This is a genomic window from Sphingobium aromaticiconvertens (assembly GCF_037154075.1).
In the GTDB taxonomy this organism is placed as follows: domain Bacteria; phylum Pseudomonadota; class Alphaproteobacteria; order Sphingomonadales; family Sphingomonadaceae; genus Sphingobium; species Sphingobium aromaticiconvertens.
In genome coordinates this window covers 1884725-1909409 of record NZ_JBANRJ010000001.1, presented here as the reverse complement: position 1 = coordinate 1909409, position 24685 = coordinate 1884725, and the positions used below count along the sequence as shown (strand labels likewise).

Below are 24685 nucleotides of genomic sequence, written 5' to 3'. Positions count from 1 at the left end.
CAACGGTGACTTCATGCCCTAATCCTTCTTGGGCTCCCGATCGCGCAGTTTGTCCATTGCACGCTGGGCGGCGTCGCCGACTGAGCGGGCTGCATTGTCCACGGTTTCGGCGGCGTCGGTAATGGCGCGGCTCTGCGCGTCTTCGCGACGTTGATTGGTCAGGAAGAAGAAACCGATCGCCAGCAGCAACGCCAGCGCAATGATCACGAAGACCATGCCGCCGCGGCGGCGCTGGCAATTGAGCGGCCGGTCATCCACCGGTGGCGATGAATGGCGGGATGGCGGCAATGGTGGCAGACTGTTGCCTGAGGTGGGCATGACACGCTCCTTTCAGTCCCTTAGATAGAACCCGGAAGCCCGCTGCAACGTTCCAATGAAAACAGCCTGCGCCTGCATGGATTATATGCAATCCATGCAGGCGCCGCACCGAAATACCGCCTATGCTAACGACCGCGACTGAGGCGATCGACGTCGTCCATGATCTCGCTCAATACGCCATTTTCGGGGACGTCATGACCACGCCGGGAGGGCAGCGAGCCGCTTTCAAGGATCTGCTCCAGCGCTGCACGCCCGCGAGCCACACGGCTCTTGATCGTGCCAACCGCAACGCCACAAATCTCGGCGGCCTCTTCATAGGCAAAACCGCCCGCACCCACCAGAATCAACGCCTCGCGCTGCGGCTGGGGCAGTTGCAGCAAGGCGCGCTGCATATCGCTCAGTTCGACATGCTTGTCCTGGCTGGCGGGGGCCGCGAGCAGTCGATCCGCCGTCACATCATCCCATTCGCCACGAAAGCGCGACCGGCGCATTTGTGAGAGATAATGGTTCCGCAGGATGATGAAGGTCCAGGCACGCATGTTGGTGCCAGCCTGAAAACGGTTGCGCGCCGCCCATGCCTTCAGCAGCGTTTCCTGCACCAGATCGTCGGCAAGGTCGCGGCTACCCGAAAGCGATCGGCCAAAAGCGCGCAAATGGGGAATGACAGCTGCCAGCTCCCGCTTGAAATCACTGTCGGAAAGCGCCTCACGCGGCTCTTCCTTCACTACGGGGTCAGTCAATGCACTATCAGTCAAGGACAATCCCCCTGCTTTCGCCAGACCGAGCATAACGCACCGACCCCGCCTTGCGACCAGCGGCCACATCCAAAACCATCATATCATGCACCAGGGGCTGTTCCTGTCCCTTTTCAGAGTGTTGCGCCCGCATTCAGCGCCAGATGACCAGCAGCATGGCGATGATAGCGAGCACCAGCGATATGGCCAGCACATAGCGCACTATGTGCGGGGTCGATCCTCCGCGAGCATCGTCCGTCGCAATATGCTGTTCGTCCTGCGCCATGGCATATCTCCCGATCGTTACGCCTCAATAACGCGAGGCCTCGACGCAGGTTCCGTATCAAATGGCGCCAAGCCAAACTGGCTGCGGTCAGAACTGGGATTAAACGGGCGCCGTCGCCTGATCAAAGAACAGCGCCTGCGCGATCGCGGCCTTCACTGTTGCACGCTGGAACGGCTTGGTGATGAGGAAGGTCGGTTCGGGCCGCTCACCGGTCAACAACCGTTCCGGGAAGGCGGTGATGAAAATGACGGGTACGGCAAACTCGGCCAGGATGTCCTTCACCGCGTCGATACCGCTCGAATCGTCAGCCAACTGAATGTCGGCCAGAACCAACCCTGGCCGATCGGCCATCGCCTCGCGCACCGCATCCTCGCGAGTGACGGCGATAGCCGTCACGTCATGGCCCAGGTCGCGCACGATCGTTTCGATATCCATCGCGATGATCGGCTCATCCTCGATGATCAGCACCTTGGCGCGGGTCTGCGCCTCGATCTCCTCCAGCGCTTCCTGCACCAGCGCCTCTACATCGTCGACGGGCTGGGCGATCAGATAGCTGACATCTTCGCTCGTGAACCCTTCCAGCGCGGTCAGCAACAATGCCTGCCGCGGCAATGGGGTCAGGCGCGCCAATCGCGCATTGGCGATCGTCTCAGCAGATTCTCCGCCCGTCAGCACGGGTTCGTCGTCCAGATGCGACGACGACCAGATGGCGTGAAAGATACGGTAAAGACCCAGACGAGGATCGACATCGGCCGGGAACTCCTCCGGCGCGGCGACGATCGCTTCCAGCGTCGCGCGAACATAGGCGTCACCATGGCTCTGGCTGCCAGTCAACGCGCGGGCGTAGCGACGGAGGAAGGGAAGATGGGGATGTAGTTGCTGTCCAAGCGACATATGGTGATATTCTCCCTGCCCGCAAAAGGCGTAGTGATCCGCAAAACATTCCTGCTGACGATGGATCGACGGCGCCCCACTGGCAAGCCCCCACCCCCCTCAGCCTTCTCATTGACAGGCTGACAGCCTGACGGAGAAAAATGCTTAGGAACAGGGAACCAACCAGAAGGCGATTTGTTTCCCAGCCGTTCGGTTTTTTCACGAAGCCGGGAATCTAGGATTGGACTGCGTAATGATCGGACAGGAACCGAATTGACGTCATGGCGCGAAACGGCAATGGGTGCATCGTAGCGCCGATGGCCAATATATCAGAGGGGCTGGTTTTGGTATCTTCCGACATACGACCAGACATAAAGGCGGAAGCCGGAACAGATGAGGCCGTGACGAAACCGGATGTAAAGAGCGCTGGCGCCCGCAAACGCCCCGCCGCTGCTGGCAAGAAGCCATCGACAGAGGATAGCCATGTTGGCCAAGTCCTCCGCACAGTCTATCAGCGGACTGTGGATGAAGCTATTCCTTCCGAAATGCTCGATCTTCTCAGCAAGCTGGGCTGACGTTTCGTGTCTTTTCTGCCGCCATGACGCAGGCAACCATCGAGCAGCCATTTGGCGCGGCGCGTGGTGGCTTGCTTCCTTTGCTGCGCTCAACCGGCGTCAAGATGTTCTTCATCCTGACGCTGGCACTGCTGCCGCTGGGCCTCATTGCTCTGCTGGCCTCGCTTCAGGCGATCCGCACCTCAGACCTTGAGCGCGAATCGCTGCTACGCGTCACCGTGCTGCAAAGTGCGCGCAAGCTGGGCGCGGAACTCGCCGCCGACCAGACAGCGCTTCGCATCACCGCCAACAGTTTTGCCAACGACGTTGCCGATCCGCGCTCCTGCACCCGCGTCAGTACCTTCCTCAGCGCCCGTGCGGACAGCGCCGCCCATTTCGACCTTTACGATCGCACGGGACGACGGCTGTGCGCGTCCAGCGAACCGTCTTCCGGCGAGCTCCCGCCCGAACAGCGTTTCGCCGTTAGCGGGCCGGAATTGCTGCCACAGGCCGCCTCTCTGGTGACACGCACCTTCAGCGACGATCACACAGTCGTGGCCATCAGCTATTATGGTCGCCCGCATCTGGAACTGCTCGCCGATCCATCAACCGCCCTTCAGGAAAGGGAACTGGTCCTGCGGCAGGGCGACCGGATGCTGGTGGTCAGCGGCGTCCCAAAGTCCAGTGCAAAACGCAACAGTCGCACAGTGTCTGCGCGAATCGAACCGGGTACCGTGATGCTGGCCATGACGGTGCATGAGCCGCCAGCCACGATCATGCGGATGCTGTCGCTGTTCCTGCCGCTGTTGATGGCGGTCGCGGCGGCAACCTTCGTCTGGGTGGTCGTTAACCGCCTGCTGATCCGCCCTCTGGTGCTGCTGCGCCGCGCAGTCGCGGCCTATCAGCCGGGCGAGGTCATGCAGCCGCTGGCCCGCATCCGCACGCCCGCGCAGGAAATCGCGGATCTTGGCGAAACCTTCCGCGCGATCAGCGAGGACGTCGCCACGCATGAGGCGGAAATGGCCGAGGGGCTGGAACGCCAGCGCAAGCTCACACGGGAAGTCCATCACCGGGTCAAAAACAACCTGCAAATCATCGCCAGCCTTATCAACCTGCACGCCCGCGCCGCCGTCGTCGATGAGGCGGTGGAAGCCTATGGCTCGATCCAGCGGCGCGTGGATGCACTCTCAGTCGTCCATCGCAATCATTTCGCTGAATTGGAGGAAAATCGCGGGGTCGGCATCCATCCGCTCATCAGTGAATTGTCGGCCAGCCTGCGCAGCGGCGCCCCGGCCAATGCCCGCCGCTTCGGCATCCAGATCGACTGCGATCCGCTGCACATCAGCCAGGACGTGGCCGTGCCCGTCGCCTTCCTGCTGACCGAACTGGTGGAGCTGGCGATGCTGTCGGACCCGACTTCGTCGATGCGGATCAGTGCGCGCGCGAGCGAGACTCCGGGCCGCGCCTGCCTGACCGTCGCTTCCTCAGGGCTGCGTGCGTCGGAAGATCTGGAAGTCCAGTTGCACGACCGCTACAGCCGCGTGCTGACCGGCCTTTCGCGCCAGTTGCGTGCGCCGCTGGAGCATGATGGCGAGACGGGCGAATACCGTATCACCATCGCCACCTCGGACTAATCCACAAATCAGGCCTTTTGATAGTCGCGGCGGAAATCAGCGGCGAAGGTGGCGAAGCGCCCTTCACCGATCGCCTCGCGGATGGCCCCCATCAAATCCTGGTAAAAATGGATATTATGCTGCGTCATCAGCATGGCGCCCAGCATTTCCCCGGCCTTCACCAGATGATGCATATAGGCACGGCTCCAGGTTGAGCAGACGGGGCAACCGCAGCGTGGGTCGATCGGCCCGGTATCTTCGGCAAAGCGTGCGTTGCGGATATTCAGCGGGCCAGCCCAGGTAAAGGCCTGACCGTTACGCCCGCTGCGCGTCGGCAAGACGCAATCGAACATATCGATTCCCCGCTCGACCGCGCCAACAATGTCGTCGGGCTTGCCCACCCCCATCAGGTAGCGGGGCCGGTCGGCAGGCAGCATGTCGGGCGCGAAGTCGAGCGTGGCGAACATCGCCTCTTGCCCCTCGCCCACCGCCAGGCCGCCCACGGCATAGCCGTCAAAGCCCGTCTCGATCAGTTTTTCAGCCGAAATCCGGCGCAGTTCTTCATTCAGCGATCCTTGCTGGATACCGAACAGCGCCGCCCGCTCGGCATGATCGCCGCCCGCGTCAAAGGCGTCGCGCGACCGCTTCGCCCAGCGCATCGAACGCTCCATCGAAGTCGCCGCCTCGTCATGGGTGCAGCCATTCTTGGTACATTCGTCAAACGCCATGACGATGTCGCTGTCCAGCAGGCGCTGAATTTCCATGGACCGTTCGGGGCTAAGCATATGCTTCGACCCGTCGATATGGCTGGAAAAGGCGACGCCCTGCTCGGTCAGCCTGGTCAGCGCGCTGAGGCTCATCACCTGATAGCCGCCACTATCGGTCAGGATCGGCCGATCCCAGCCCATGAAACCATGCAATCCGCCCAGCCGCGCCATTCGCTCCGCGCCGGGGCGCAGCATCAGATGATAGGTGTTACCCAATATGATGTCGGCGCCCGCCGCGCGCACTTCGGCCGGGCGCATCGCCTTGACCGTCGCGGCGGTGCCGACCGGCATGAAAGCAGGGGTGCGGATGTCGCCACGGCGCATGGCGAGCGTACCGGTGCGCGCCTTGCCGTCGATTGCGGCGATGGAAAAGGCGAAACGGGGGCGGTCAGTTGATGGAGAAGACATGAGCGCGCTCTAGGATTGAACGCCCCAGCGCACAAGATGGCCGCGCATGGAGCCCAGCCTCAGGCCTGACGGCTGATACCCTCGACCCGCAACGTGGCATGGATATCAAACCCTTCCACCCGCTTGTAGCTGCCGATGAAACGCAGGCAATCCGCCGACAGTGAAACCGACCAGGTCTGCCCCAGCGAATCGTGCAGCATCAAGGACACATGGTAAGAAGTGTTTGGATTATCTCGCACACAGTCTTGGTAATTAATAAAGGTTAACAATGGATTGTTGTCCATTGTTAAAATGAGAAACCGGCAGGGCCTTGTTGCATTTTCGCAACGAGGCTACGATTTCCTTCGCTTTTTATGCGCCTCACTTGCCACACTGCCCAATAAAGAAGGTTAACGCCTGCAACTGATCGCAAGAGAGATTGCATCAACGAGGCGTCCCTGTTCTCCTCCGACAATAGAAAAATGCGGGGGCGCAGATGATTGATTCAGGACATTTTAACCTGTCCGATAATGGGATGGACCCAGACGCGGCGACGCAGATGGAGGCTATGGTCGAACAGACTCGCACTTCCGATACGGAACGGACGAATTTTGCCGACGGACAGCCATCGCAGCTGTTCGATCTGGGGCAGATCGACGTGCGCTGGGAGGCGGAGATCGACACGCTTTGGGCCTTCATGACCCCGCTTGATCGCCCCAACTATAATCTGAAGCTGCTGCGCGACATCCATCTGTGGCAGACCGAGACAAAGCGGCTGTCCGACGCCGGTGTCCTGCCAGTCAAATATATGGTGCTGGGATCGCGCTTCCCCGGCGTCTTCAACCTGGGCGGCGACCTTGAACATTTCGCAGCCTCCATCGAACGACAGGATCTCGACGCCCTCATCCGCTATGGCCATGCCTGTATTGACGTCGTCCACCGCGCCTGGCGCAATGCCGACGCCCCGGTCATCAGCGTGGCACTGGCGCAAGGCGACGCGCTGGGCGGCGGGTTCGAGGCGTTATTGTGCTTTGATGTGGTCGTTGCCGAACGCAGCGCAAAGTTCGGCCTGCCCGAAATGCTGTTCGGCCTGTTCCCCGGCATGGGCGCCTATTCGATCCTGGCGCGCAAGCTGGGCCGCGCCATGGCAGAACGGATGCTGTTGTCCGGCAAGGTCTACACAGCGGAGGAAATGCACGACATGGGCATCGTCACCGTGCTGGTTGAGGATGGAGAAGGTGAGGCGGCCGTGCGCGATTATATTGCACGCACGCGTCGGCATCATGCCGGCTATATGGGCGTGTTCGACGCGGGCCGCCGCGTCGATCCGCTGCTCTATGATGAATTGAAGGACATTGTCGAAAACTGGGCCGCGACTGCCCTTAAACTCGACCCCAGAGATTTGAAATTGATGCGACGGCTGGCATCCGCGCAGACACGGCTGACGCAATAGTCGGAAAGCGGAACCCGACCGCGCGCACCCTCACGCGCGCTTGCGCGCCTCACGAATGCTGATCACAGCGCGGGCCAATATGTCCTCCTTGCGCCCCATGATGTCCAGCAACTGGTTGGCCGGGATCGGGCGACACAGCATATATCCCTGGACATTGGTGAACCCGGCTTCGCGCGCATAGCGCAGTTGTTCCTCATTCTCGATGCCTTCGGCCACGGTCTCGCAATGGAGCGCGCGGGCAAGGTCCGCGACGGACCGGGCAATGGCCTGGTCGCGCGGATTCTTGCCAATGTCCCGCATGAAGCTCTGATCCACCTTGATCGTGTCGAATGCATAGTCGCGCAAATAGCCGAGCGAGGAATAGCCCGTGCCGAAATCGTCGAGCGCCAGCCGCAGGCCGATCCGCTGCAATTCGGCCAGCACCAGACTGGTGCGGCCGCTATCCTCCAGAAATATTGATTCGGTGACCTCCAGCTCCAGCCGACGCGCGGCGAGGCCTGAACGCACCAGCGCCGTGAGCACGGCACCGGAAAGTCCCTCCGTCTTGATGAGCGCAGGCGAAATATTGACCGCCACGCGCACATGATCCTCCCACTGCATCGCCGTGTGGCATGCCTGATCGAGCACCCAGGCGGTGATCGCCTCGATCTGCGACGTGCTTTCCGCGATCGGAATGAACTCACCCGGAGAGATCGGCCCCATGACCGGATGCGTCCAGCGCAGCAAGGCTTCGCACATGGATATCTGGCCGGTCGCGATGTCGAAGATCGGCTGGTAATGGACCGCCAGCTCGTCATTGGCGATGGCCGAACGCAGTCCCCGCTCCAGTTCGTAAATGCGGTTATGCTTTTCCTTCATGGCCCAGTCGAAGCTGGCGATGCGATTGCGGCCCTGATGCTTGGCCTGATATAGCGCCATGTCGGCGTGCTGGAGCAGTTCGTCCGCGTCGTTTCCGTCATCGGGCGCCACCGAAATGCCCGTGGAGGCTGTGACCGCCAGATGATAGCCGCCAACCATGAAGTCATAGGCGAACTCGGCCATCACATCCTCGCCGATGAGCCGTGCCGCCTCCCGATCGGCGCCGGGGCAGATCAGGATGAATTCGTCACCGCCAAAGCGCGCAACATGCCCCCGGCCGTCGACCGCCTGCGTCAATCGTTCCGCCACCTGGCAGAGCAGTTGATCGCCGACGATATGGCCCAGCGTGTCGTTGATTTCCTTGAAGCGGTCCATGTCCATCCACAGCACTGCCATGGCCGTATCCGCCCGCTCGCGCCGGTCGAACAGTTCGCGCAGGCGCATCTGCATGGCCATCCGGTTTTCAACCCCGGTCAGGCTGTCGAAGCGCGCCAGCCGCTCGAACTTCGCGGCCAGTTGTGTCTTTTCGAACCGGCCCTGAAGTGCCTGAAGGACGATGCGATGCGTGGTCGTCGTGATCTCCGCCATTGCGAAGATCATCAGGAACAGCATCAGTGCCAGCACCCAATAGCCCAGCCCGCCCGCGATGGTGAGGCCCGCACAGGTCGGCAGCAGCGCCAGGCAGGTCTGGCCGATGGCGATCTTGACCCGGCCCGCATTGCGCCCGGCAATACCACCCGCATAGGCCGCGACCAGACAAACGCTTAAGATATGAAGTGAAGCCTGTTGTGTCAGAACCAGCGTGGCGAACGCCAACAGGCCCAGCAACGCGGCATAGCTCCACGCACCCAGTTCATAGGCTGCGCCCCATATGCGCTTGACCGTCGCCTGCTGTGCCAGCTCCCGCTGGAAATAGACGGCAGAGATCGACCGGAGGGCGCCAACCAGGAAAATCAGCACCGCAATCGTCGTAATGGCCGGCCGATTTGCATGAACGGCAACGACCATACCAAGTGCGCCACCGGCAATCGCGCCGATCATCAACGAAGCGGGCGACGCGTAAAGCGACTTAACAAGACTGTCCTGAACGTCAGCGCTGAACTGATCGTCGGGCGCAAAGCGCTCGCGCAGAAGCGCGATCCAGTTGGTCAATAGGCCTGCCACGTCGCATGCAGGATGGCGAAATATGATTTCCATTTCGTAAATGAAACATCGACTTCGCGTATGACGCTACGGCAGGCTGGGGACAGCGACTTGCCCCACCCCGGACGACACACCGTCAGGCCTCTACGTCGCCCAGCAGCCGCCGCACCTCGCCCAGCGCTGCGATCAGCGCTGCGCGTTGCACGTCATCGAGATGGGTGATTCGCCCTTCTGCATGCGCGCGCGTTTTTTCCTCAAGCCTGTCAAAAAAGGCGCGACCATCATCGGTCAGGTGGATGGGGCGCTGGCGCCCGTCCGCGCCCTTGCGCCGCTCGATCCAGCCGCGGCGTTCGAAATCGCGTAGCAGGCGGCTGGCGAAGCCCGCGTCGATACCCAGCCGCTCTTGCAGCGTCCGCGCCAATATGCCCTGCCCGGCGACCTGTTCAGGCCCCCGCGCAATCTCATAAAGAAGGCGGGCGGCGGTAAGGCCCAGACCGCTGTCCATATAGCTGGGCTGAAGCACACCGGTAAAGCGGGTGTGAAAGCGATTGAAGGCGCGCAGGGCGGAGACAACATCGACCATTGCGGGCGGGCATAAGCCATGATAGTTGCCATCGTCAACCATTTGAGGGTCCGATGCTCAAACCACTGCCTTCCCATCCTCTCGACCGTCCGGTCTGGAATGCGCTGAATGCCAATTGGTCCGCGCTGGCAGTCGGCGATCGCCGCGCACTGCGGATCGCCCCTGATTTTGGCCCGTTCGGTGCGGCGGCGGATGAAAGTGACGCATCCCGAACCGCTCTCGCCGCGCTCGCGCCGTCCGATGGGGAGTTGTGGATCGTCGAGCATGCCCCGTTCGTGCCACCGACAGGCGTACAATTGCTGCGTTCAGCCCAGCTCGCGCAGATGAGCGCCACCACCCTGACACCCTCCACCGCGCCCACGCCGTCGGTCGAGATACTCAATGACGCCGACGGCGCGGAGATGCGCGCGCTGGCACTGATGACGAAGCCTGGCCCCTTCCATGAACATACCCATCAACTCGGCCGCTTCATCGGCATTCGCGAAGAGGGACGACTGGTGGCGATGGCGGGCGAACGCATGCGCCTGCCCGGCTTCGCGGAGGTCAGCGGCGTCTGCACCCACCCCGACCATCGCGGCAAAGGCTATGCCAAGGCGCTGATGCGCCTGGTCGCGCAGGCAATGCTGGACCGCGGCGAAACGCCCTTCCTCCACGCCTATGCCGACCACGCCGCCACCATCGCGCTATACGAGACGCTGGGGTTTACCGTGCGCGCGCAGATGTGGGTGACGGTGCTGGGGCGATAGGCCGTTGAGGGCCTCTAGGGGTGGCTAGCCGTCTGTCCGGTTTGGAACACTGTATTCGGTTCGCTAAATGACTGAGATTGGTCGTTAAACGACGGAACAAAGAAGGGCCGGCGGATCGCTCCGCCGGCCCTTCGATTTTTCTGCACCAGAGCGCAGGACGCGCGGACTTTAGAAGTCCATGCCGCCCATGCCGCCCATGCCGCCGCCAGGCATGCCCATCGGCGCCTTGTCGTCGGAGGGTGCTTCCGAGATCGCTGCCTCGGTCGTGATCAGCAGGCCAGCCACCGAAGCGGCGTCCTGCAGAGCCGCACGAACGACCTTGGTCGGGTCGATCACGCCGGCTTCGACCAGGTTCTCGTAAACATCGGTCGAGGCGTTGAAGCCACGGGTTTCGTCATTTTCGCGCAACAGGTTGCCGGCAACCACGGCACCGTCAACGCCCGCATTCTGGGCGATCTGGCGCAGCGGCGCTTCGATTGCCTTGCGGATGATGTCGATACCACGGGTCTGGTCGTCGTTCGCACCCTTCAGGCCCAGCAGCGCCTTGGTTGCGTACAGCAGGGCCGTACCGCCGCCAGGAACGATGCCTTCTTCAACGGCCGCACGGGTTGCGTGCAGTGCGTCGTCAACGCGGTCCTTGCGCTCCTTGACTTCGACTTCCGAAGCACCGCCGACCTTGATGACCGCAACGCCACCAGCCAGCTTGGCCAGACGCTCCTGCAGCTTTTCCTTGTCATAGTCCGAGGTGGTGTTCTCGATCTGCTGACGGATCTGCTCGGTACGACCCTTGATCGAGTCGGCATCGCCTGCGCCGTCGACGATGACAGTGTTGTCCTTGTCGATGGTGACGCGCTTGGCAGTGCCCAGCATGGCGAGCGTAACGCTCTCCAGCTTGATGCCCAGGTCTTCCGAGATCACTTCGCCCTTGGTCAGGACAGCGATGTCTTCCAGCATCGCCTTGCGACGATCACCAAAGCCAGGCGCCTTGACCGCGGCAACCTTCAGGCCGCCACGCAGCTTGTTGACGACCAGGGTCGCCAGCGCTTCGCCTTCAATGTCCTCGGCGATGATCAGCAGGGGACGACCAGACTGAACGACCGCTTCCAGGATCGGCAGGATCGCCTGCAGGTTGGACAGCTTCTTCTCGTGGATCAGGATATAGGGATCCTGAAGCTCGACCTGCATCTTCTCGGGGTTCGTGACGAAGTAGGGCGAGAGGTAGCCACGGTCGAACTGCATGCCTTCGACGACGTCGAGTTCGAACTCGAGTCCCTTGGCTTCCTCGACGGTGATCACGCCTTCCTTGCCGACGCGCTCCATGGCTTCAGCGATCTTCTCGCCGACGACGGTGTCGCCATTGGCCGAGATGATGCCGACCTGGGCGATTTCCTTGGTCCCGGCGACGGGCTTGGAACGGGCCTTGAGGTCCTCGACAACCTTGATGACGGCAAGGTCGATGCCGCGCTTCAGGTCCATCGGGTTCATGCCGGCGGCAACCGACTTCATGCCTTCGCGGACGATCGCCTGCGCCAATACGGTCGCAGTGGTCGTGCCGTCACCAGCGATGTCGTTGGTCTTCGAGGCCACTTCGCGCACCATCTGGGCGCCCATATTCTCGAACTTGTCCTTCAGCTCGATTTCCTTCGCGACCGAAACACCATCCTTGGTGATGCGGGGCGCGCCGAAGCTCTTGTCGATGACGACGTTGCGGCCCTTCGGGCCAAGCGTCACCTTGACCGCGTCGGCCAGGATGTCGACGCCGCGCAGAATGCGCTCACGGGCGTCACGCGAAAACTTTACGTCCTTCGCTGCCATGATCTTTTACCTTCTTTGATTGGGAGAAACTGGAAACGGAAAGTCGGAAAAATCAGGCGACGATGCCCAATATGTCCGATTCCTTCATGATCAGCAGGTCTTCACCATCGACCTTGATCTCGGTGCCGGACCATTTGCCGAACAGGATGCGGTCGCCAGCCTTGACGTCCAGCGGCGTGATCTTGCCTTCTTCCGACTTCGCGCCGGAACCGACGGAGACGATTTCGCCTTCCTGCGGCTTTTCCTTGGCAGTGTCGGGGATGATGATCCCGCCTGCAGTCTTCTCTTCAGCCTCTACGCGGCGGACGAGAACACGGTCGTGCAACGGACGAAATGCCATGTTGATTGCCTTTCCCTCTGGGTTTTGGGATCAGATCGGGTGAATGGCCAGTGGACAGATGCCCACGCGAATCGACCTGTCGCCCTATCCTTCTCCCGATGAACTTTTTCACTGTTAGCACTCCTGAATGGAGAGTGCCAGCAGCGTGAATATGGAAAAATATGTTCCCCGGTCAAGACGTGACGGTGGAAATTTTTACCAGTCCGGAATCCTTTTTTGCAGATACGGCCGCTGTACCGCCTTCCCCTGCCCTGTCACCCGCTTCGCGTTGGCTTGCGGGATTGTTGCGGCCATTCGCCCAGTCATTGCCCACCGGCATATTTTCATGTTCCTTGCATCACTTCCCCATCGCCCTGCGTTGATAGGAAGGAACCTGAAAGCGGGAAGGAAAGACCATGCGTTTTACCACCATCATCGTTGCGATAGACGTCAACGATCCCGAAAACGGACAGGCCGTCCTGTCTCGGGCGGCGGCCATCGCAGGAGCCGAGGGTCGCCTTCACCTCCTTTATGTCCGCTATTTTTTACCCTCGCGTTACATGGAGTTGCTCGTCAGCGACTTTGACGCACGCGAAGAGGAATATGCGCTGGCGACCATGCGAAAATGGTGCGCCGCAGCCGGAGTGGACGAAGGCCAGGCCCGCTTCATCACCCGGCGCGGTCGCGTGCGCGACGAAGTGATTGCGGAAGCCGCAGAGCAGAAAGCCGACCTGATCGTCATCGGATCGCACCAGCCATCGCTCTCATCCCGGCTGCTGGGGTCCAACGCCTCGGCGATCGTCCACCACTCGCCGGTCAGCGTACTGGTGGCCAGACACTGAAGTATAAAAGCTGCGGGGGTACGGTTGTGGCGCGTGCCTCCGCTTCCTACCTGCGAAGCCTATTCTTCGCATGGGAGCATTCGCCGCATGACCGACAGCTATACCCCGCCCCGCGTCTGGAAATGGGACAAGGCCAATGGCGGCCAGTTCGCCAATATCAACCGCCCGATCGCCGGAGCTACCCATGACAAGGATCTGCCTGTCGGCCAGCATCCGCTCCAGCTCTATTCGCTCGCCACGCCCAATGGACAAAAGGTGACGATCCTGCTGGAAGAGTTGCTGGCTGCGGGCCACACGGGCGCAGAATATGATGCCTGGCTGATCCGCATCGGTGAAGGCGACCAGTTTTCCAGCGGCTTCGTATCGGTAAATCCCAACAGCAAGATCCCCGCCCTGCTCGATCGTAACGGTCCGGTACCACAGCGCGTATTCGAATCCGGTTCGATCCTGCTCTATCTCGCGGAGAAGTTCGGCGCCTTCCTGCCCACCGATCCAGCCAAGCGGACCGAGGCTCTGTCCTGGCTGTTCTGGCAGATGGGCAGCGCGCCGATGCTCGGCGGCGGTTTCGGCCATTTCTATGCCTATGCGCCGGAGAAGTTCGAATATCCCATCAATCGCTATACGATGGAAGTGAAGCGCCAGTTAGACGTGCTCGACCGACGGCTGGCGGAAACGGAATTTGTCGGCGGCGACGAATATAGCATCGCCGACATCGCCATCTGGCCCTGGTATGGCGGCATCGCCCTGAACCGCGCCTATGAAGCCGCCGAGTTTCTGGAGGCGCAAAGCTATACCAACTTGATGCGCTGGGCGAGGCAGATCGACGCCCGCCCCGCCGTGGCGCGCGGTCGTATAGTCAACCGGACAAGCGGCTCTCTATCGGAACAACTCCATGAACGGCATGACGCCAGCGACTTCAGTACGAAGACGCAGGACAAGCTGGAGGGGGCAGCCTGACGCCGCCCCCGGCACTTTGCGTCAATAGCCCACGGTGAAACGCGCCCGGCTGTGGCGCGGCACCTCGATCTCGTCGGCGAGGGCAATGGCATAGTCCACATAGGAGATGCTGCTGTTGCCCTCACCATCCACGATCAACTGGTCCCCGCCCAACCGGAACACTCCCTTGCGTGGGCCGACGAAGAACAATGCGGAGGGCGACAGGAAGGTCCAGTCGATGTCCTTCAAACCACGCAGATAGTCGAGGAAGGCGCCTCCGCGCGTCGCTTCGGTCAGATATTCCTTCGGAAATTCAGCCGTGCTGACCAGCGGCACGCCCGGCGCGACCTCCAGACTACCCGCCCCGCCCACGACCAGATAGCGCGGCACGCCCGACGCGCGGACGATATCGACCAGCGCGGCGGGGTCGGTGTCGGAGAACATCACCGCACTCACCACCACGTCATGTCCCGCGAGCAGCTTCGTTAGTGCTTCTCCGTCATTGACGTCCCCCGCAACCGCCCTGATCGCTGCGTCCTTGACCGAATTTTCGGGGTGGCGAGAGATTGCCGTCACCTGATGCCCGCGCCCTGCCAGCTCCGCGCTGATGGCCTGCCCGGCCCGCCCCGAACCACCAATGATCGCTATCCTCATCTCATGCATTCCTATATGGTTACCAATAGAAACCAGATAGCGATTATGATACTAACGTCACAAGAAGGCACTTCTCTCTCACCTGGTTTCGCCAAGGATACCACCATGACACTCCTCGTTGGCGATGCCTATGATCCCGACTGCCCGACCCGACATATCCTTGATCGGATCGGTGACAAATGGGCTGTGCTGATCCTGCTGACGCTGGCCGAGGGGCCGGTGCGCTTCAACGATCTGCGTCGGCGCATCGGTGCGATCTCACAAAAAATGCTCTCCCAAACGTTGAAGAGCCTGGAACGCGATGGCCTGGTCAGCCGCGCCGCCTTTCCGACCGTGCCGGTGACGGTCGAATATGCGCTAACGCCGCTGGCGAGCGGTCTGATCGGCCTGCTGACCGACATCACTCGCTGGGCCGAAAGTCATGTGGGGCAGATCATGGCCGCCCGCCGCGCCCATGATGCCGCATAGGACATGCTCGCCGCCTGAGCGCCGCTCCATGCCGCTTGATCCCCGGCCAAGTTCGCGCCACAATAGGGCATCGGGGCACGGCAACCTCCCGATCAGGCGTTCCCCGCCCAAGTGTTGCGGCTTTTACGTCCGGGCCTTGTCGTCCGGCGGGGGAACAGACGTGCCGCACCCAGACTTCCCACATCTTGTCCGCGTCTTCGCTCGCATCGGCTTTCTGAGCTTCGGCGGCCCCGCCGGGCAGATCGCCCTGATGCACAAGGAACTGGTGGAGGACCGCAACTGGGTGGACGAAGGGCGCTTCCTGCGCGCGCTCAACATCTGCCATCTGCTTCCGGGACCGGAAGCCCAGCAGCTCGCCACCTGGATCGGCTGGCGACTGCATGGGGCAAAGGGTGGGCTGGCGGCTGGACTGTTGTTCGTGCTGCCGGGCGCGCTGGTCATGCTCGCCCTATCCATCCTCTACGCCTATGCCGCCCGGCTGGGACCAGTTGCGGCGCTGTTTCTGGGAATCAAGGCGGCGGTGCTGGCGATCGTCGTCCAGGCGCTGATCCGCATCGGCAAGCGCGCACTCAACACGCCCTTCAAGCTGGGCCTGGCCGTCGCCGCCTTCCTCGCGCTCTTCGTCTTCGACCTGCCCTTCCCGCTGGTCGTGCTGGGCGCGGGCGCCATCGGCATGATGCTCGCGCGGACGCACCCCGATTGGCTGAAGATGCACGGGGCTGGCGTCGCCCCGACCGCCGATACCTCGCTACCCATCGCTGCGACAGTGCGGACGGTCACGCTATGGCTGGCCATCTGGGCCGCGCCGATGGCAGCGGTCCTGCTGTTTCTTGGTCCCGATCATATTCTCTGGCGGATCGGCCTCTTCTTCTCGCAACTCGCCGTCGTCACCTTCGGCGGCGCCTATGCGGTCCTGGCCTATATGGCGCAGGAAGCGGTCCAGTCCTTCCACTGGCTCTCGCCCGGCGAAATGGCGGACGGGCTGGGCCTTGCCGAAACCACGCCCGGCCCGCTGATCATGGTGACGCAATTTGTCGGCTTCTTCGGCGCGTTCCGTGCGCCCGCCCCATTCAGCCCACTGCTAGCCGGAATATTGGGCGCAACCCTCACCACATGGGTCACGTTCGCGCCCTGTTTCCTGTGGATCTTCGCCTTCGCGCCCTGGATGGAGCGGCTGGAAAAGGCGCAGCGCCTGCAGGCCGCCCTCGCTGCGGTGACGGCGGCGGTGGTGGGCGTGATCGCCAACCTGACGGTCTGGTTCGCCCTGCATGTCCTGTTTACACGGGTCACGGACAGCCGGATGGGGCCAGTTCGATTCTATGTGCCGGACTGGTCCAGCCTCGACTGGCGCGTCGCGGTCATCGGCGCGCTGGCGGCGGTGATGATCTTCACCCTGAAACGCGGCGTAGTGACGGTGCTGGCCCTATGTGCGCTGGCGGGATTGGGGTTAAGCCAGATCGGCTAGATTGGGATCTATTGCCCCGCCGCCTTCACAATCTCCGCCCAGGCCGCCTCGTCGATCACCTCTATCCCCAACGTAGCGGCCTGTTTCAGCTTCGATCCCGCGCCCGGCCCGGCGACCAGCAGGTCGGTCTTGGCACTCACCGATCCCGCCGCCTTCGCGCCCAGCCGTTCGGCCTGCGCCTTGGCCTCGTCGCGGCTCATCGTTTCAAGCTTGCCGGTGAAAACCACCGTCTTGCCAGTGACGCTGCTGGCGGTCGTCTCAACCACGAAAGGCGGCGGCGTCACCTCACGCAGCAGATCCTCCCACGCCTCCACATTATGCGGTTCATGGAAGAAATCGGCGAGGGCATGACCAACCGCCGGGCCGATATTGTCGACCCCGATATGCTCGGCGATCGCCTTGTCAAGCCGGGTGCGGAACCGCGCATCCGTTTCCCCTTCGACGGGCGCCATGCCGTCACGCAGAGCAATCAACGCATCACCCAGCGTCCGAACCGCCCGCAACTCCGTCAACCGTTTCAGCAAATCGCGCGCCGTCACCGCACCGATATGACGGATACCCAGACCAAAGAGCAGCCGGGAAGCATCCGGTTCCCGCTTCGTCTCGATCGCAGCGAGCAGGTTATCGACCGACTTCTCTTTCCACCCCTCACGCCCCAACAGCGCGGCGCGATGCGCCTTCAGGCGGAAAATGTCGGCCGGTTCCTTGATCCAACCCAGGTCCAGAAATTCCTGAATCGTTTTCTCGCCAAGCCCCTCAATATCCAGCGCGACCCGACTGACGAAATGGCGCAGGCGCTCGAACCGTTGCGCCGGGCAGATCAGCCCGCCGGTGCAGCGGATATCGACCTCGCCCTCCTCACGCACTGCTTCGGAATCGCAGACAGGGCAGTGATCGGGAAAGACGAACGGGTCGCGCACCTCATCCCGCGTCAAATTTTCCACCACCTGCGGGATCACATCACCCGCGCGCTGCACTACCACCCGGTCGCCCGGTCGCACGCCCAGCCGCGCAATCTCATCGGCATTGTGCAGCGTCACGTTGGACACCACGACCCCGCCCACCGTCACCGGCGTCAGGCGACCCACGGGGGTCAGCTTGCCCGTGCGCCCGACCTGAATGTCGATCGCCTCCAGACTGGTCTGCGCCCGCTCCGCCGGGAATTTATGCGCGATGGCCCAGCGCGGCGACTTGGCGACAAAACCAAGCCGTTGCTGCCAATCAAGTCGATCGACCTTGTACACTACCCCGTCAATGTCGAAGGGCAGGTCAGCCCGCGCCGCCTCGATTCCACGATAATGGACGATCAGCGCCTCCATCGTATCGACGCAGGTAAGCCGGTCTGACACTGGCAGGCCCCAGCGTTCGATTGCATGCATGACGCCCGTCTGCGTGTCGGCGGGCAGCGCACTCGCCTCACCCCAGCCATGCGCCAGAAAGCGCAAGGGGCGGCTGGCGGTGACGGTCGCGTCCTTCTGCCGCAGCGATCCGGCGGCCGCATTGCGCGGATTGGCGAATTGCCGGGCCTTCTCCGGGTCATCCGCCTCCGCCAGCAGCCGCACGTTGAGCGCCACGAAGGCATCCTTGGCCATATAGACCTCGCCCCGCACCTCGAACACCGCGGGCACATCCGCGCCGGTCAGCGTGGCCGGAATATCGTCGATAGTCCGCACATTGGCGGTCACATCCTCGCCCGTCTGCCCGTCGCCCCGCGTCGCTGCCATCACCAGCTCGCCCTTCTCATAGCGCAGCGAGCAGGACAGGCCGTCAATCTTCGGTTCGGCCGTCAGGGCAACCGGGGCATCCTCCGGCAAAGCCAGAAACCGGCGAACGCGGGCGATGAATTCGGCGATATCCTCGTCGGCAAAACCATTGTCGAGGCTCATCATACGAACCGCATGCTGAACCTTTTTCAGCGCTGACGTGGGCGTTGCACCGACCTGAGCGTTGGGCGAATCGCTGCGTATCAGATGCGGAAACTGCGCCTCCAGCGCATTGTTTTCGCGGATCAGAGCATCATAGTCGGCGTCGGAAATCTCCGGTTCGTCTGCGTCATGATATAGTCTGTTATGCCGCGCAATCTCGCGCGCCAGACGCATCAGGCGGTTGGCGGCATCGGCTTCGGAGAGAGGTGATTGGGTCATGGCCTCGCTTTAACCGGATAGCCCCCCGCTTTGCTATACCCCCGCCACCGGCACCGTCTCGAAATGCTGGGGGAAGCCCGCGATAATCGGCTTCGCCTTCACAATGGCAGCGCGCACGGTCGGCAGTCTCAATGATGCGGCATGGCTTTCCCGGCTGTCCCAGACCTCCGTCACCCAGATGGCGTCGACATTGGCCGTGTCCAGCGCGATGACATAGGACAGGCAACCCGGCATCGCGCCAATCGCTTCCTTCAAATAGCCGACCAGTTCATCGCGCTTGCCCCGCTTGGCCAGCATCTGGCCGATCAGACCATAGCGCGGTGGCTGGGTTTCCTGCGCGGCAGCGATGCCGGGCATGGTGGACGCCGCCAGCGCGGCGGCGCCAAGGGTCAGGACATCGCGACGATCATGGGTCATACTCTTGCCTCCACTGTCCGAACCGATCGTCACACCTTCTCCAGCAACCGATCCGCCTGCGCGCGCGCCTCCGCCGTAATCTCCGCACCCGACAGCATCCGCGCAATCTCTTCGCGCCGCTGCCCCTCGTCCAGCGCGTGAACGCCAGTGCGGGTGACGATCCCGTCGCTCGATTTCGCGATCAGCATGTGCCCGGCCCCGCGCGCCGCGACTTGCGGGCTGTGGGTAACGACAAGGATCTGGTTGCTGCCCGACAATCGCGACAGACGCTCGCCAATGGCAGAGGCCACCGCGCCGCCCACGCCCCGGTCAATCTCATCAAAGATCAGCGTATCCGCCCCGCCCTGCTCGGCCAGCGCAACCTTCAGCGCCAGGATGAAGCGCGACAGCTCACCCCCGGACGCGATCTTGACCAACGGAGCGAAGGGCGCGCCGGGATTGGTCGAGATCTCAAACTCCACCCGGTCCGCCCCACCTGCGCCCCATTGCCCCTCATCCAGCGGCAGGACGGCGGTACGAAAGCGCGCGGCATCCAGTTTCAGCGGCGCCAGTTCCGCCGCGACCGCCGCATCCAGCGCCACCGCCGCCGCGCGCCGCGCATCGGACAGCGCGCCCGCCACGGTGCGATAGGCGCTCGCCTTTGCCACGACGTCAGCCTCCAGCGCGGCGATATGCTCCTCCCCGCCCTCGATCGCCGCCAGCCGCGCCGCCATCTCCGCGTTCAGCGCCGCCAGTTCGTCGGGTTGCACCTGATGCTTGCGCGCCAGACCGCGCAGGTCGAACAGCCGCGTCTCGATACTGTCCAGCCGGGCAGGATCGAAGATCAGCGCCTCCGCCGCGCGGGCCAGCCGGTCTTCCGCCTCGCTCGCCTCGATCACCGCGCGATCCAGCGCTTCAAGCACTTCGGCCAGCGGCGCGTAATCGCCTGTGATCCGGTCCAGCCGCCGCGCCGCCTGCCGCAATTGTGCCAGCCCGCCGTCCGATCCGGTCAGGCAATCGGTCACGGCGGTCAGATCGTCGGTCAGGCGGGCGCCCTTCTGCATCGTCGCCCGTTCCTCCGCCAGCGTCGCCTCCTCGCCTGGTTCCGGCGCAAAGGTGCTGAGTTCAGCGACGGCATGGGCCAGATAATCGCGGTCACGCGCGGCGCTCTCCACCGCCGCGCGGCTTTCCGCCAGCAGCATCGTGGCCTCTCGCCAGGCGGCATGGGCGACCGCGACGACAGACGTATCGCACCGGCCAAAGGCGTCGAGCAGCGCCCGATGCCCGCGCGGATTGAGCAGGCCACGATCGTCATGCTGGCCGTGAATCTCGACCAGACTCGCGCCCAGATCGCGCAACAAAGCGGCGGAACAGGGCTGGTCGTTGACGAACGCGCGACTGCCGCCATCCGCCTTCACCGTGCGGCGAATGATGAGTGGTTCGCCCGGTTCGATGGACAGGTCGTTGTCGGTCAGCAGCGCGATGACGCGATGGCCCTTTGCGGGCGTCTCGAACGTCGCGATCACGCTCGCCTGCGGAGCGCCATTGCGAACAAGGCCGCTGTCGCCGCGCGCACCCAGCGCCAATCCGAGCGAATCGAGCAGGATCGATTTACCCGCCCCCGTTTCCCCGGTGAGGACGCCGAGGCCGCTCCCAAAATCCAGGTCCAGCGCCTCGATCAGCACGACATTGCGGATGGACAGGGTCGTCAGCATGGCACGCTTCTACCCGTTATCGTACAAAAGGGGAACATCTCGCATTTCACGGCTTCGGCCATGACCGAATGGGAGATTGCCGGACGCTCGCTGCGCCTCCCCCTAACCCTCCCGTCAAGGGAGGGGCATTGCCTGGCCTTACGCCTTGGAACCATGTTGCTGGATGAGCTTGTAGGACCGCTCATACCATTTGGTGCCGGGATAGTTGGCGCCCAATACCGCGGCAGCCTTCTTCGCTTCCTCGGGAATACCGAGCGAGAGATAGCTCTCGACCAGCCGCTCCAGCGCCTCGGGCGTATGGGTGGTGGTCTGGTATTTGTCGATCACGATCCGGAAACGCAGCGTCGCCGCCAGCCATTGGCCGCGCCGTTGCAGGAAGCGGCCAACCTCCATCTCCTTACCCGCCAGATGGTCGTTGACCAGATCGATCTTCAACCGCGCGTCGGCGGCATAGCGTGTGTCGGGATAGCGGCGAATCAGTTCGCCAAGGGAATCGAGCGCCTGCTGCGTGATTTTCTGATCGCGCGTCACATCGGCAATCTGTTCATAATAGCATAGAGCGATCAGATAATAGGCGTAGGGCGCGTCACGGTTGCCCGGATGAATCGACAGGAAACGCTGCGCCGCGCTGGTCGCCTCATTATAATCGCTGTTCATATAATAGCTGAAGGCCGACATGAGCTGCGCCCGGCGCGCCCATGGCGAATAAGGATGCTGGCGCTCCACTTCGTCGAACAGCGCGGCGGCCAGCTTATACTGCCCCCGGTCCAGCCGGGACTTGCCGCTGTTATAGAGTGTCGAAACATCGCGGGCGACATATTGGGTGTCGGCCTTGTTCTTCGACGTCGAGCAGCCTGCGAGCAGGATCAGGGCGGTTGCGGCGCCGACGAACAGGCTCCACGGTTTCATCTTCGCTTCATTCATGGGCGCGGTCATAGCCGAGCCCCGGCCCCGCGCCAAGCGGTGAAAACGTCCCCGCGCCAAGCGGTGAAAATGACGTCAGGCGATGCGATGAACGGAGGCCGACACGATGCTCATGCCAAACAAGAAAAGGCCCGGAGGAATATGCTTCCTCCGGGCCTTTTTCATTTTTCAGAGCGAGCGATGGCTCAGTCGCGATCGCCGGTCAGGAAGGACGGGGCGAAGGTAGGCTCGCCGCCTTCATCCCCGCCGTTATCCTTGCCGCCTTCGCTACGCTCGGGGCGCGGGCCACGGTCGCGGCGCGGGCCACGGTCGCCCCGACCACCACGGTCGCCGCCGCGATCACCACGATCGCCGCCACCGCGGGGACCACGATCGCCACGGGGTTCACGCGGTTCGCGCGCCGGACGGGTATCTTCCAATTCTTCGCCGGTCTCCTGATCGACGACGCGCATGGACAGGCGAACCTTGCCACGCGGATCGATTTCCAGAACCTTGACGCGCACTTCCTGGCCTTCCGACACGACGTCGGTCGGCTTCTCGACGCGCTCGTTGCGCATCTCCGAAACGTGGACCAAGCCGTCCTTGCCACCCATGAAGTTCACGAACGCGCCGAAATCGACGATGTTCACGACCTTGCCGACATAGACCTTGCCGACTTCGGCTTCCTCGACGATGCCCAGAATCCACTTCTTGGCCGCTTCGATCTGCGCGGTGTCGGACGAGCTGATCTTGATGACGCCCTCGTCATCAATGTCGACCTTGGCGCCGGTTTCGGCGACGATCTCGCGGATGACCTTGCCGCCGGTGCCGATGACGTCACGGATCTTCGACTTGTCGATCTGGATCGTCTCGATGCGCGGGGCATGAGCGGACAGCTCGGTGCGGGTGTGATCCAGCGCCTTGGCCATCTCACCCAATATGTGGGCGCGGCCTTCCTTGGCCTGGTTCAGCGCAACGCGCATGATCTCTTCGGTGATGCCGGCGATCTTGATGTCCATCTGCATCGTGGTGATGCCTTCGGACGTGCCTGCAACCTTGAAGTCCATGTCGCCCAGATGATCTTCGTCACCCAGGATGTCGGACAGAACGGCGAAGTTCTTGCCTTCCAGGATCAGGCCCATGGCGATGCCGGACACGGGGCGCTTCAGCGGCACACCGGCGTCCATCATCGAGAGCGAACCACCGCAGACGGTCGCCATTGAGGAGGAACCGTTCGACTCGGTGATGTCCGAGAGAACGCGGATCGTGTAGGGGAAATCCTCCTTGGCGGGCAGCACGGGGTGCAGCGCACGCCAGGCCAGCTTGCCATGACCCACTTCACGACGGCCCGGCGCGCCGAAGCGGCCGACTTCACCGACCGAATAGGGCGGAAAGTTATAATGCAGCATGAAGTTTTCATAATGAAGGCCGGTCAGGCCATCGATCATCTGCTCGCTGTCCTTGGTGCCCAGCGTGGTGGTGCAGATCGACTGCGTTTCGCCACGTGTGAACAGGGCCGAGCCATGGGTGCGCGGCAGGAAGCCGACGATCGCCTCGATCGGACGGATCTGCGTGGTCGTGCGACCGTCGATGCGGCTGCCGTCCTTCAGGATCGCGCCGCGAACGATTTCCGCTTCCAGCTTCTTGCCCAGCTTCTGCGCGGCCATCTGGTCCTGCGGCGACGCGTCGGCGAACGCTGCCTTCGCCTTGGCGCGGACTTCGTTCAGCGCGTTCGAGCGGGCCGACTTGTCGGTCAGCTTGTAGGCGGCGGCAATGTCCTTGCCGACCAGCTTCTTCAGCTTGTCCTTGGCAGTCGACAGATCGGCCTGCTCGGCCATCGGCCAAGGATCCTTGGCAGCCTTTTCGGCAAGCTGGATGATCGCTTCAACGATCTGCTTACAGGCGGTGTGGGCGAAGCCGACGGCACCCAGCATGACCTCTTCCGACAGCTCCTTGGCTTCGGATTCGACCATCATAACGGCATCATGGGTGGCGGCGACGACCAGGTCGAGTTCACCGGCCTTCACATCGTCCATCGACGGGTTCAGGCTATATTCGCCATCCTTGTAGCCGATGCGCGCGGCGCCGATCGGCCCCATGAAGGGGACGCCCGAAATCGTCAGCGCGGCGGAGGCAGCGATCATCGCGACCATGTCCGGCTCGGACTCGCCGTCGAACGACAGCACCTGGGCGATGACGTTGATCTCGTTGTAGAAACCCTCTGGGAACAGCGGGCGGATCGGACGGTCGATCAGGCGGCTGGTCAGCGTTTCCTTTTCGGTCGCCCCACGCTCGCGCTTGAAGAAGCCGCCCGGAATGCGTCCGGCGGCCGAATATTTTTCCTGATAGTGAACGGTCAGCGGGAAGAAATCCTGGCCTTCCTTCACCGACTTTGCGGCGGTTACGGCGCACAGCACCACGGTTTCACCATAGGTTGCCAGCACGGCGCCATCAGCCTGGCGCGCAATACGACCGGTTTCGAGCGTGAGGGTCTTGCCGCCCAGCTCGATGGAGACTTTCTTTACATCAAACATGTGTGTTTCCTTCGCCCGCATCGGCCCTATTGCCGGGCGGGGCCAGTTTTGAGTCCTTGGACCCATGGGTGGAGGGCTTTGCCCTCCCCGCCCGGTATCGGACGGTGTGGGGGAACATCCCCCAAAATCATGCCGCCGCGCCGAATTGCCCGGCGACATGGGTCAGAATCAGAAACGGC

At 62.6% G+C, this 24685-nt stretch carries 24 protein-coding genes; 8 read left to right on the top strand and 16 right to left on the bottom strand.

All coding sequences use genetic code 11. The features are described from left to right. Positions 1 to 18: 18 nt before the first annotated feature. The 4 genes from WFR25_RS09055 to WFR25_RS09040 all read right to left on the bottom strand — a co-directional run bounded on the left by WFR25_RS09055 (position 19) and on the right by WFR25_RS09040 (position 2232). Positions 19 to 318 (bottom strand): hypothetical protein, encoded by a 300-nt coding sequence (locus WFR25_RS09055; RefSeq protein WP_336970309.1) that lies wholly within the window; start codon positions 316 to 318, stop codon positions 19 to 21. A 125-nt stretch (positions 319 to 443) separates the two neighbouring features. After that, positions 444 to 1142: a sigma-70 family RNA polymerase sigma factor gene (locus tag WFR25_RS09050; protein ID WP_419723153.1), complete on the bottom strand. Its 699-nt coding sequence runs from the start codon at positions 1140 to 1142 to the stop codon at positions 444 to 446. Between the two features lie 64 nt (positions 1143 to 1206). Continuing rightward, entirely contained in the window at positions 1207 to 1338 is a 132-nt protein-coding gene (locus tag WFR25_RS09045; protein WP_336970307.1) for a hypothetical protein, read from the bottom strand. A 99-nt stretch (positions 1339 to 1437) separates the two neighbouring features. Further along, positions 1438 to 2232, bottom strand: a complete 795-nt coding sequence (locus WFR25_RS09040; RefSeq protein WP_336970306.1) for a response regulator — start codon at positions 2230 to 2232, stop codon at positions 1438 to 1440. A 380-nt stretch (positions 2233 to 2612) separates the two neighbouring features. On the opposite strand from WFR25_RS09040, the gene WFR25_RS09035 reads away from it, so the two are divergent. Further along, entirely contained in the window at positions 2613 to 2786 is a 174-nt protein-coding gene (locus WFR25_RS09035; protein WP_336970304.1) for a NepR family anti-sigma factor, read from the top strand. A 104-nt stretch (positions 2787 to 2890) separates the two neighbouring features. After that, positions 2891 to 4399, top strand: coding sequence for a sensor histidine kinase (locus WFR25_RS09030; protein WP_336974797.1), 1509 nt, complete (start codon positions 2891 to 2893; stop codon positions 4397 to 4399). 8 nt (positions 4400 to 4407) lie between these two features. Here the strand turns inward: WFR25_RS09030 and tgt are convergent, their stop codons facing one another. Beyond that, positions 4408 to 5553: a tRNA guanosine(34) transglycosylase Tgt gene (tgt, locus tag WFR25_RS09025; RefSeq protein WP_336970302.1), complete on the bottom strand. Its 1146-nt coding sequence runs from the start codon at positions 5551 to 5553 to the stop codon at positions 4408 to 4410. 59 nt (positions 5554 to 5612) lie between these two features. Then, entirely contained in the window at positions 5613 to 5753 is a 141-nt protein-coding gene (locus WFR25_RS09020; RefSeq protein WP_336970300.1) for a hypothetical protein, read from the bottom strand. 347 nt (positions 5754 to 6100) lie between these two features. Between WFR25_RS09020 and WFR25_RS09015 the strand changes: the two genes are divergently transcribed. Continuing rightward, positions 6101 to 6985: a crotonase/enoyl-CoA hydratase family protein gene (locus tag WFR25_RS09015; protein ID WP_419723198.1), complete on the top strand. Its 885-nt coding sequence runs from the start codon at positions 6101 to 6103 to the stop codon at positions 6983 to 6985. A gap of 30 nt (positions 6986 to 7015) precedes the next feature. Here the strand turns inward: WFR25_RS09015 and WFR25_RS09010 are convergent, their stop codons facing one another. Further along, positions 7016 to 9007 carry a putative bifunctional diguanylate cyclase/phosphodiesterase gene (locus tag WFR25_RS09010; RefSeq protein ID WP_336970296.1) on the bottom strand — a complete coding sequence of 664 codons (1992 nt, stop codon included), beginning with the start codon at positions 9005 to 9007 and terminating at the stop codon, positions 7016 to 7018. A 115-nt stretch (positions 9008 to 9122) separates the two neighbouring features. After that, a complete protein-coding gene (locus WFR25_RS09005) occupies positions 9123 to 9611 on the bottom strand; it encodes a MarR family winged helix-turn-helix transcriptional regulator (protein WP_336970294.1) in 489 nt (162 codons plus the stop codon). Between the two features lie 11 nt (positions 9612 to 9622). Between WFR25_RS09005 and WFR25_RS09000 the strand changes: the two genes are divergently transcribed. Next, positions 9623 to 10315 carry a GNAT family N-acetyltransferase gene (locus WFR25_RS09000; RefSeq protein WP_336970293.1) on the top strand — a complete coding sequence of 231 codons (693 nt, stop codon included), beginning with the start codon at positions 9623 to 9625 and terminating at the stop codon, positions 10313 to 10315. A gap of 168 nt (positions 10316 to 10483) precedes the next feature. Here WFR25_RS09000 and groL read toward each other — a convergent pair whose 3' ends face one another. Further along, positions 10484 to 12130, bottom strand: coding sequence for a chaperonin GroEL (gene groL / locus WFR25_RS08995; protein ID WP_336970292.1), 1647 nt, complete (start codon positions 12128 to 12130; stop codon positions 10484 to 10486). Between the two features lie 52 nt (positions 12131 to 12182). Continuing rightward, a complete protein-coding gene (groES, locus tag WFR25_RS08990) occupies positions 12183 to 12470 on the bottom strand; it encodes a co-chaperone GroES (protein ID WP_336970291.1) in 288 nt (95 codons plus the stop codon). A gap of 395 nt (positions 12471 to 12865) precedes the next feature. Here groES and WFR25_RS08985 point away from each other — a divergent pair, with 395 nt between their 5' ends. Together WFR25_RS08985 and yghU are read left to right on the top strand one after the other, a co-directional pair. Next, positions 12866 to 13291, top strand: a complete 426-nt coding sequence (locus WFR25_RS08985) for a universal stress protein (RefSeq protein WP_336970290.1) — start codon at positions 12866 to 12868, stop codon at positions 13289 to 13291. A gap of 87 nt (positions 13292 to 13378) precedes the next feature. Continuing rightward, a complete protein-coding gene (gene yghU, locus WFR25_RS08980) occupies positions 13379 to 14248 on the top strand; it encodes a glutathione-dependent disulfide-bond oxidoreductase (protein ID WP_336970289.1) in 870 nt (289 codons plus the stop codon). 21 nt (positions 14249 to 14269) lie between these two features. Here the strand turns inward: yghU and WFR25_RS08975 are convergent, their stop codons facing one another. Beyond that, the gene (locus WFR25_RS08975) at positions 14270 to 14881 is read right to left on the bottom strand and encodes an NAD(P)-dependent oxidoreductase (RefSeq protein ID WP_336970288.1); all 612 of its coding nucleotides are present in this window, start codon (positions 14879 to 14881) and stop codon (positions 14270 to 14272) included. A 105-nt stretch (positions 14882 to 14986) separates the two neighbouring features. Here WFR25_RS08975 and WFR25_RS08970 point away from each other — a divergent pair, with 105 nt between their 5' ends. Further along, complete coding sequence (locus WFR25_RS08970; RefSeq protein WP_336970286.1) at positions 14987 to 15349, top strand: winged helix-turn-helix transcriptional regulator; 363 nt, start codon at positions 14987 to 14989, stop codon at positions 15347 to 15349. Positions 15350 to 15509: 160 nt separating this feature from the next. Next, the gene (gene chrA, locus WFR25_RS08965) at positions 15510 to 16814 is read left to right on the top strand and encodes a chromate efflux transporter (RefSeq protein ID WP_336970285.1); all 1305 of its coding nucleotides are present in this window, start codon (positions 15510 to 15512) and stop codon (positions 16812 to 16814) included. A gap of 8 nt (positions 16815 to 16822) precedes the next feature. Here chrA and ligA read toward each other — a convergent pair whose 3' ends face one another. The 5 genes from ligA to pnp all read right to left on the bottom strand — a co-directional run bounded on the left by ligA (position 16823) and on the right by pnp (position 24506). After that, a complete protein-coding gene (ligA, locus tag WFR25_RS08960; RefSeq protein ID WP_336970283.1) occupies positions 16823 to 18958 on the bottom strand; it encodes an NAD-dependent DNA ligase LigA in 2136 nt (711 codons plus the stop codon). Between the two features lie 33 nt (positions 18959 to 18991). Then, positions 18992 to 19375 (bottom strand): putative quinol monooxygenase, encoded by a 384-nt coding sequence (locus tag WFR25_RS08955; RefSeq protein WP_336970281.1) that lies wholly within the window; start codon positions 19373 to 19375, stop codon positions 18992 to 18994. Positions 19376 to 19404: 29 nt separating this feature from the next. Next, positions 19405 to 21069: a DNA repair protein RecN gene (gene recN / locus WFR25_RS08950; protein ID WP_336970279.1), complete on the bottom strand. Its 1665-nt coding sequence runs from the start codon at positions 21067 to 21069 to the stop codon at positions 19405 to 19407. 138 nt (positions 21070 to 21207) lie between these two features. Continuing rightward, positions 21208 to 21993 (bottom strand): outer membrane protein assembly factor BamD, encoded by a 786-nt coding sequence (locus WFR25_RS08945; protein WP_336970277.1) that lies wholly within the window; start codon positions 21991 to 21993, stop codon positions 21208 to 21210. A 185-nt stretch (positions 21994 to 22178) separates the two neighbouring features. After that, positions 22179 to 24506: a polyribonucleotide nucleotidyltransferase gene (pnp, locus tag WFR25_RS08940; protein ID WP_336970276.1), complete on the bottom strand. Its 2328-nt coding sequence runs from the start codon at positions 24504 to 24506 to the stop codon at positions 22179 to 22181. Positions 24507 to 24685 lie beyond the last annotated feature (179 nt).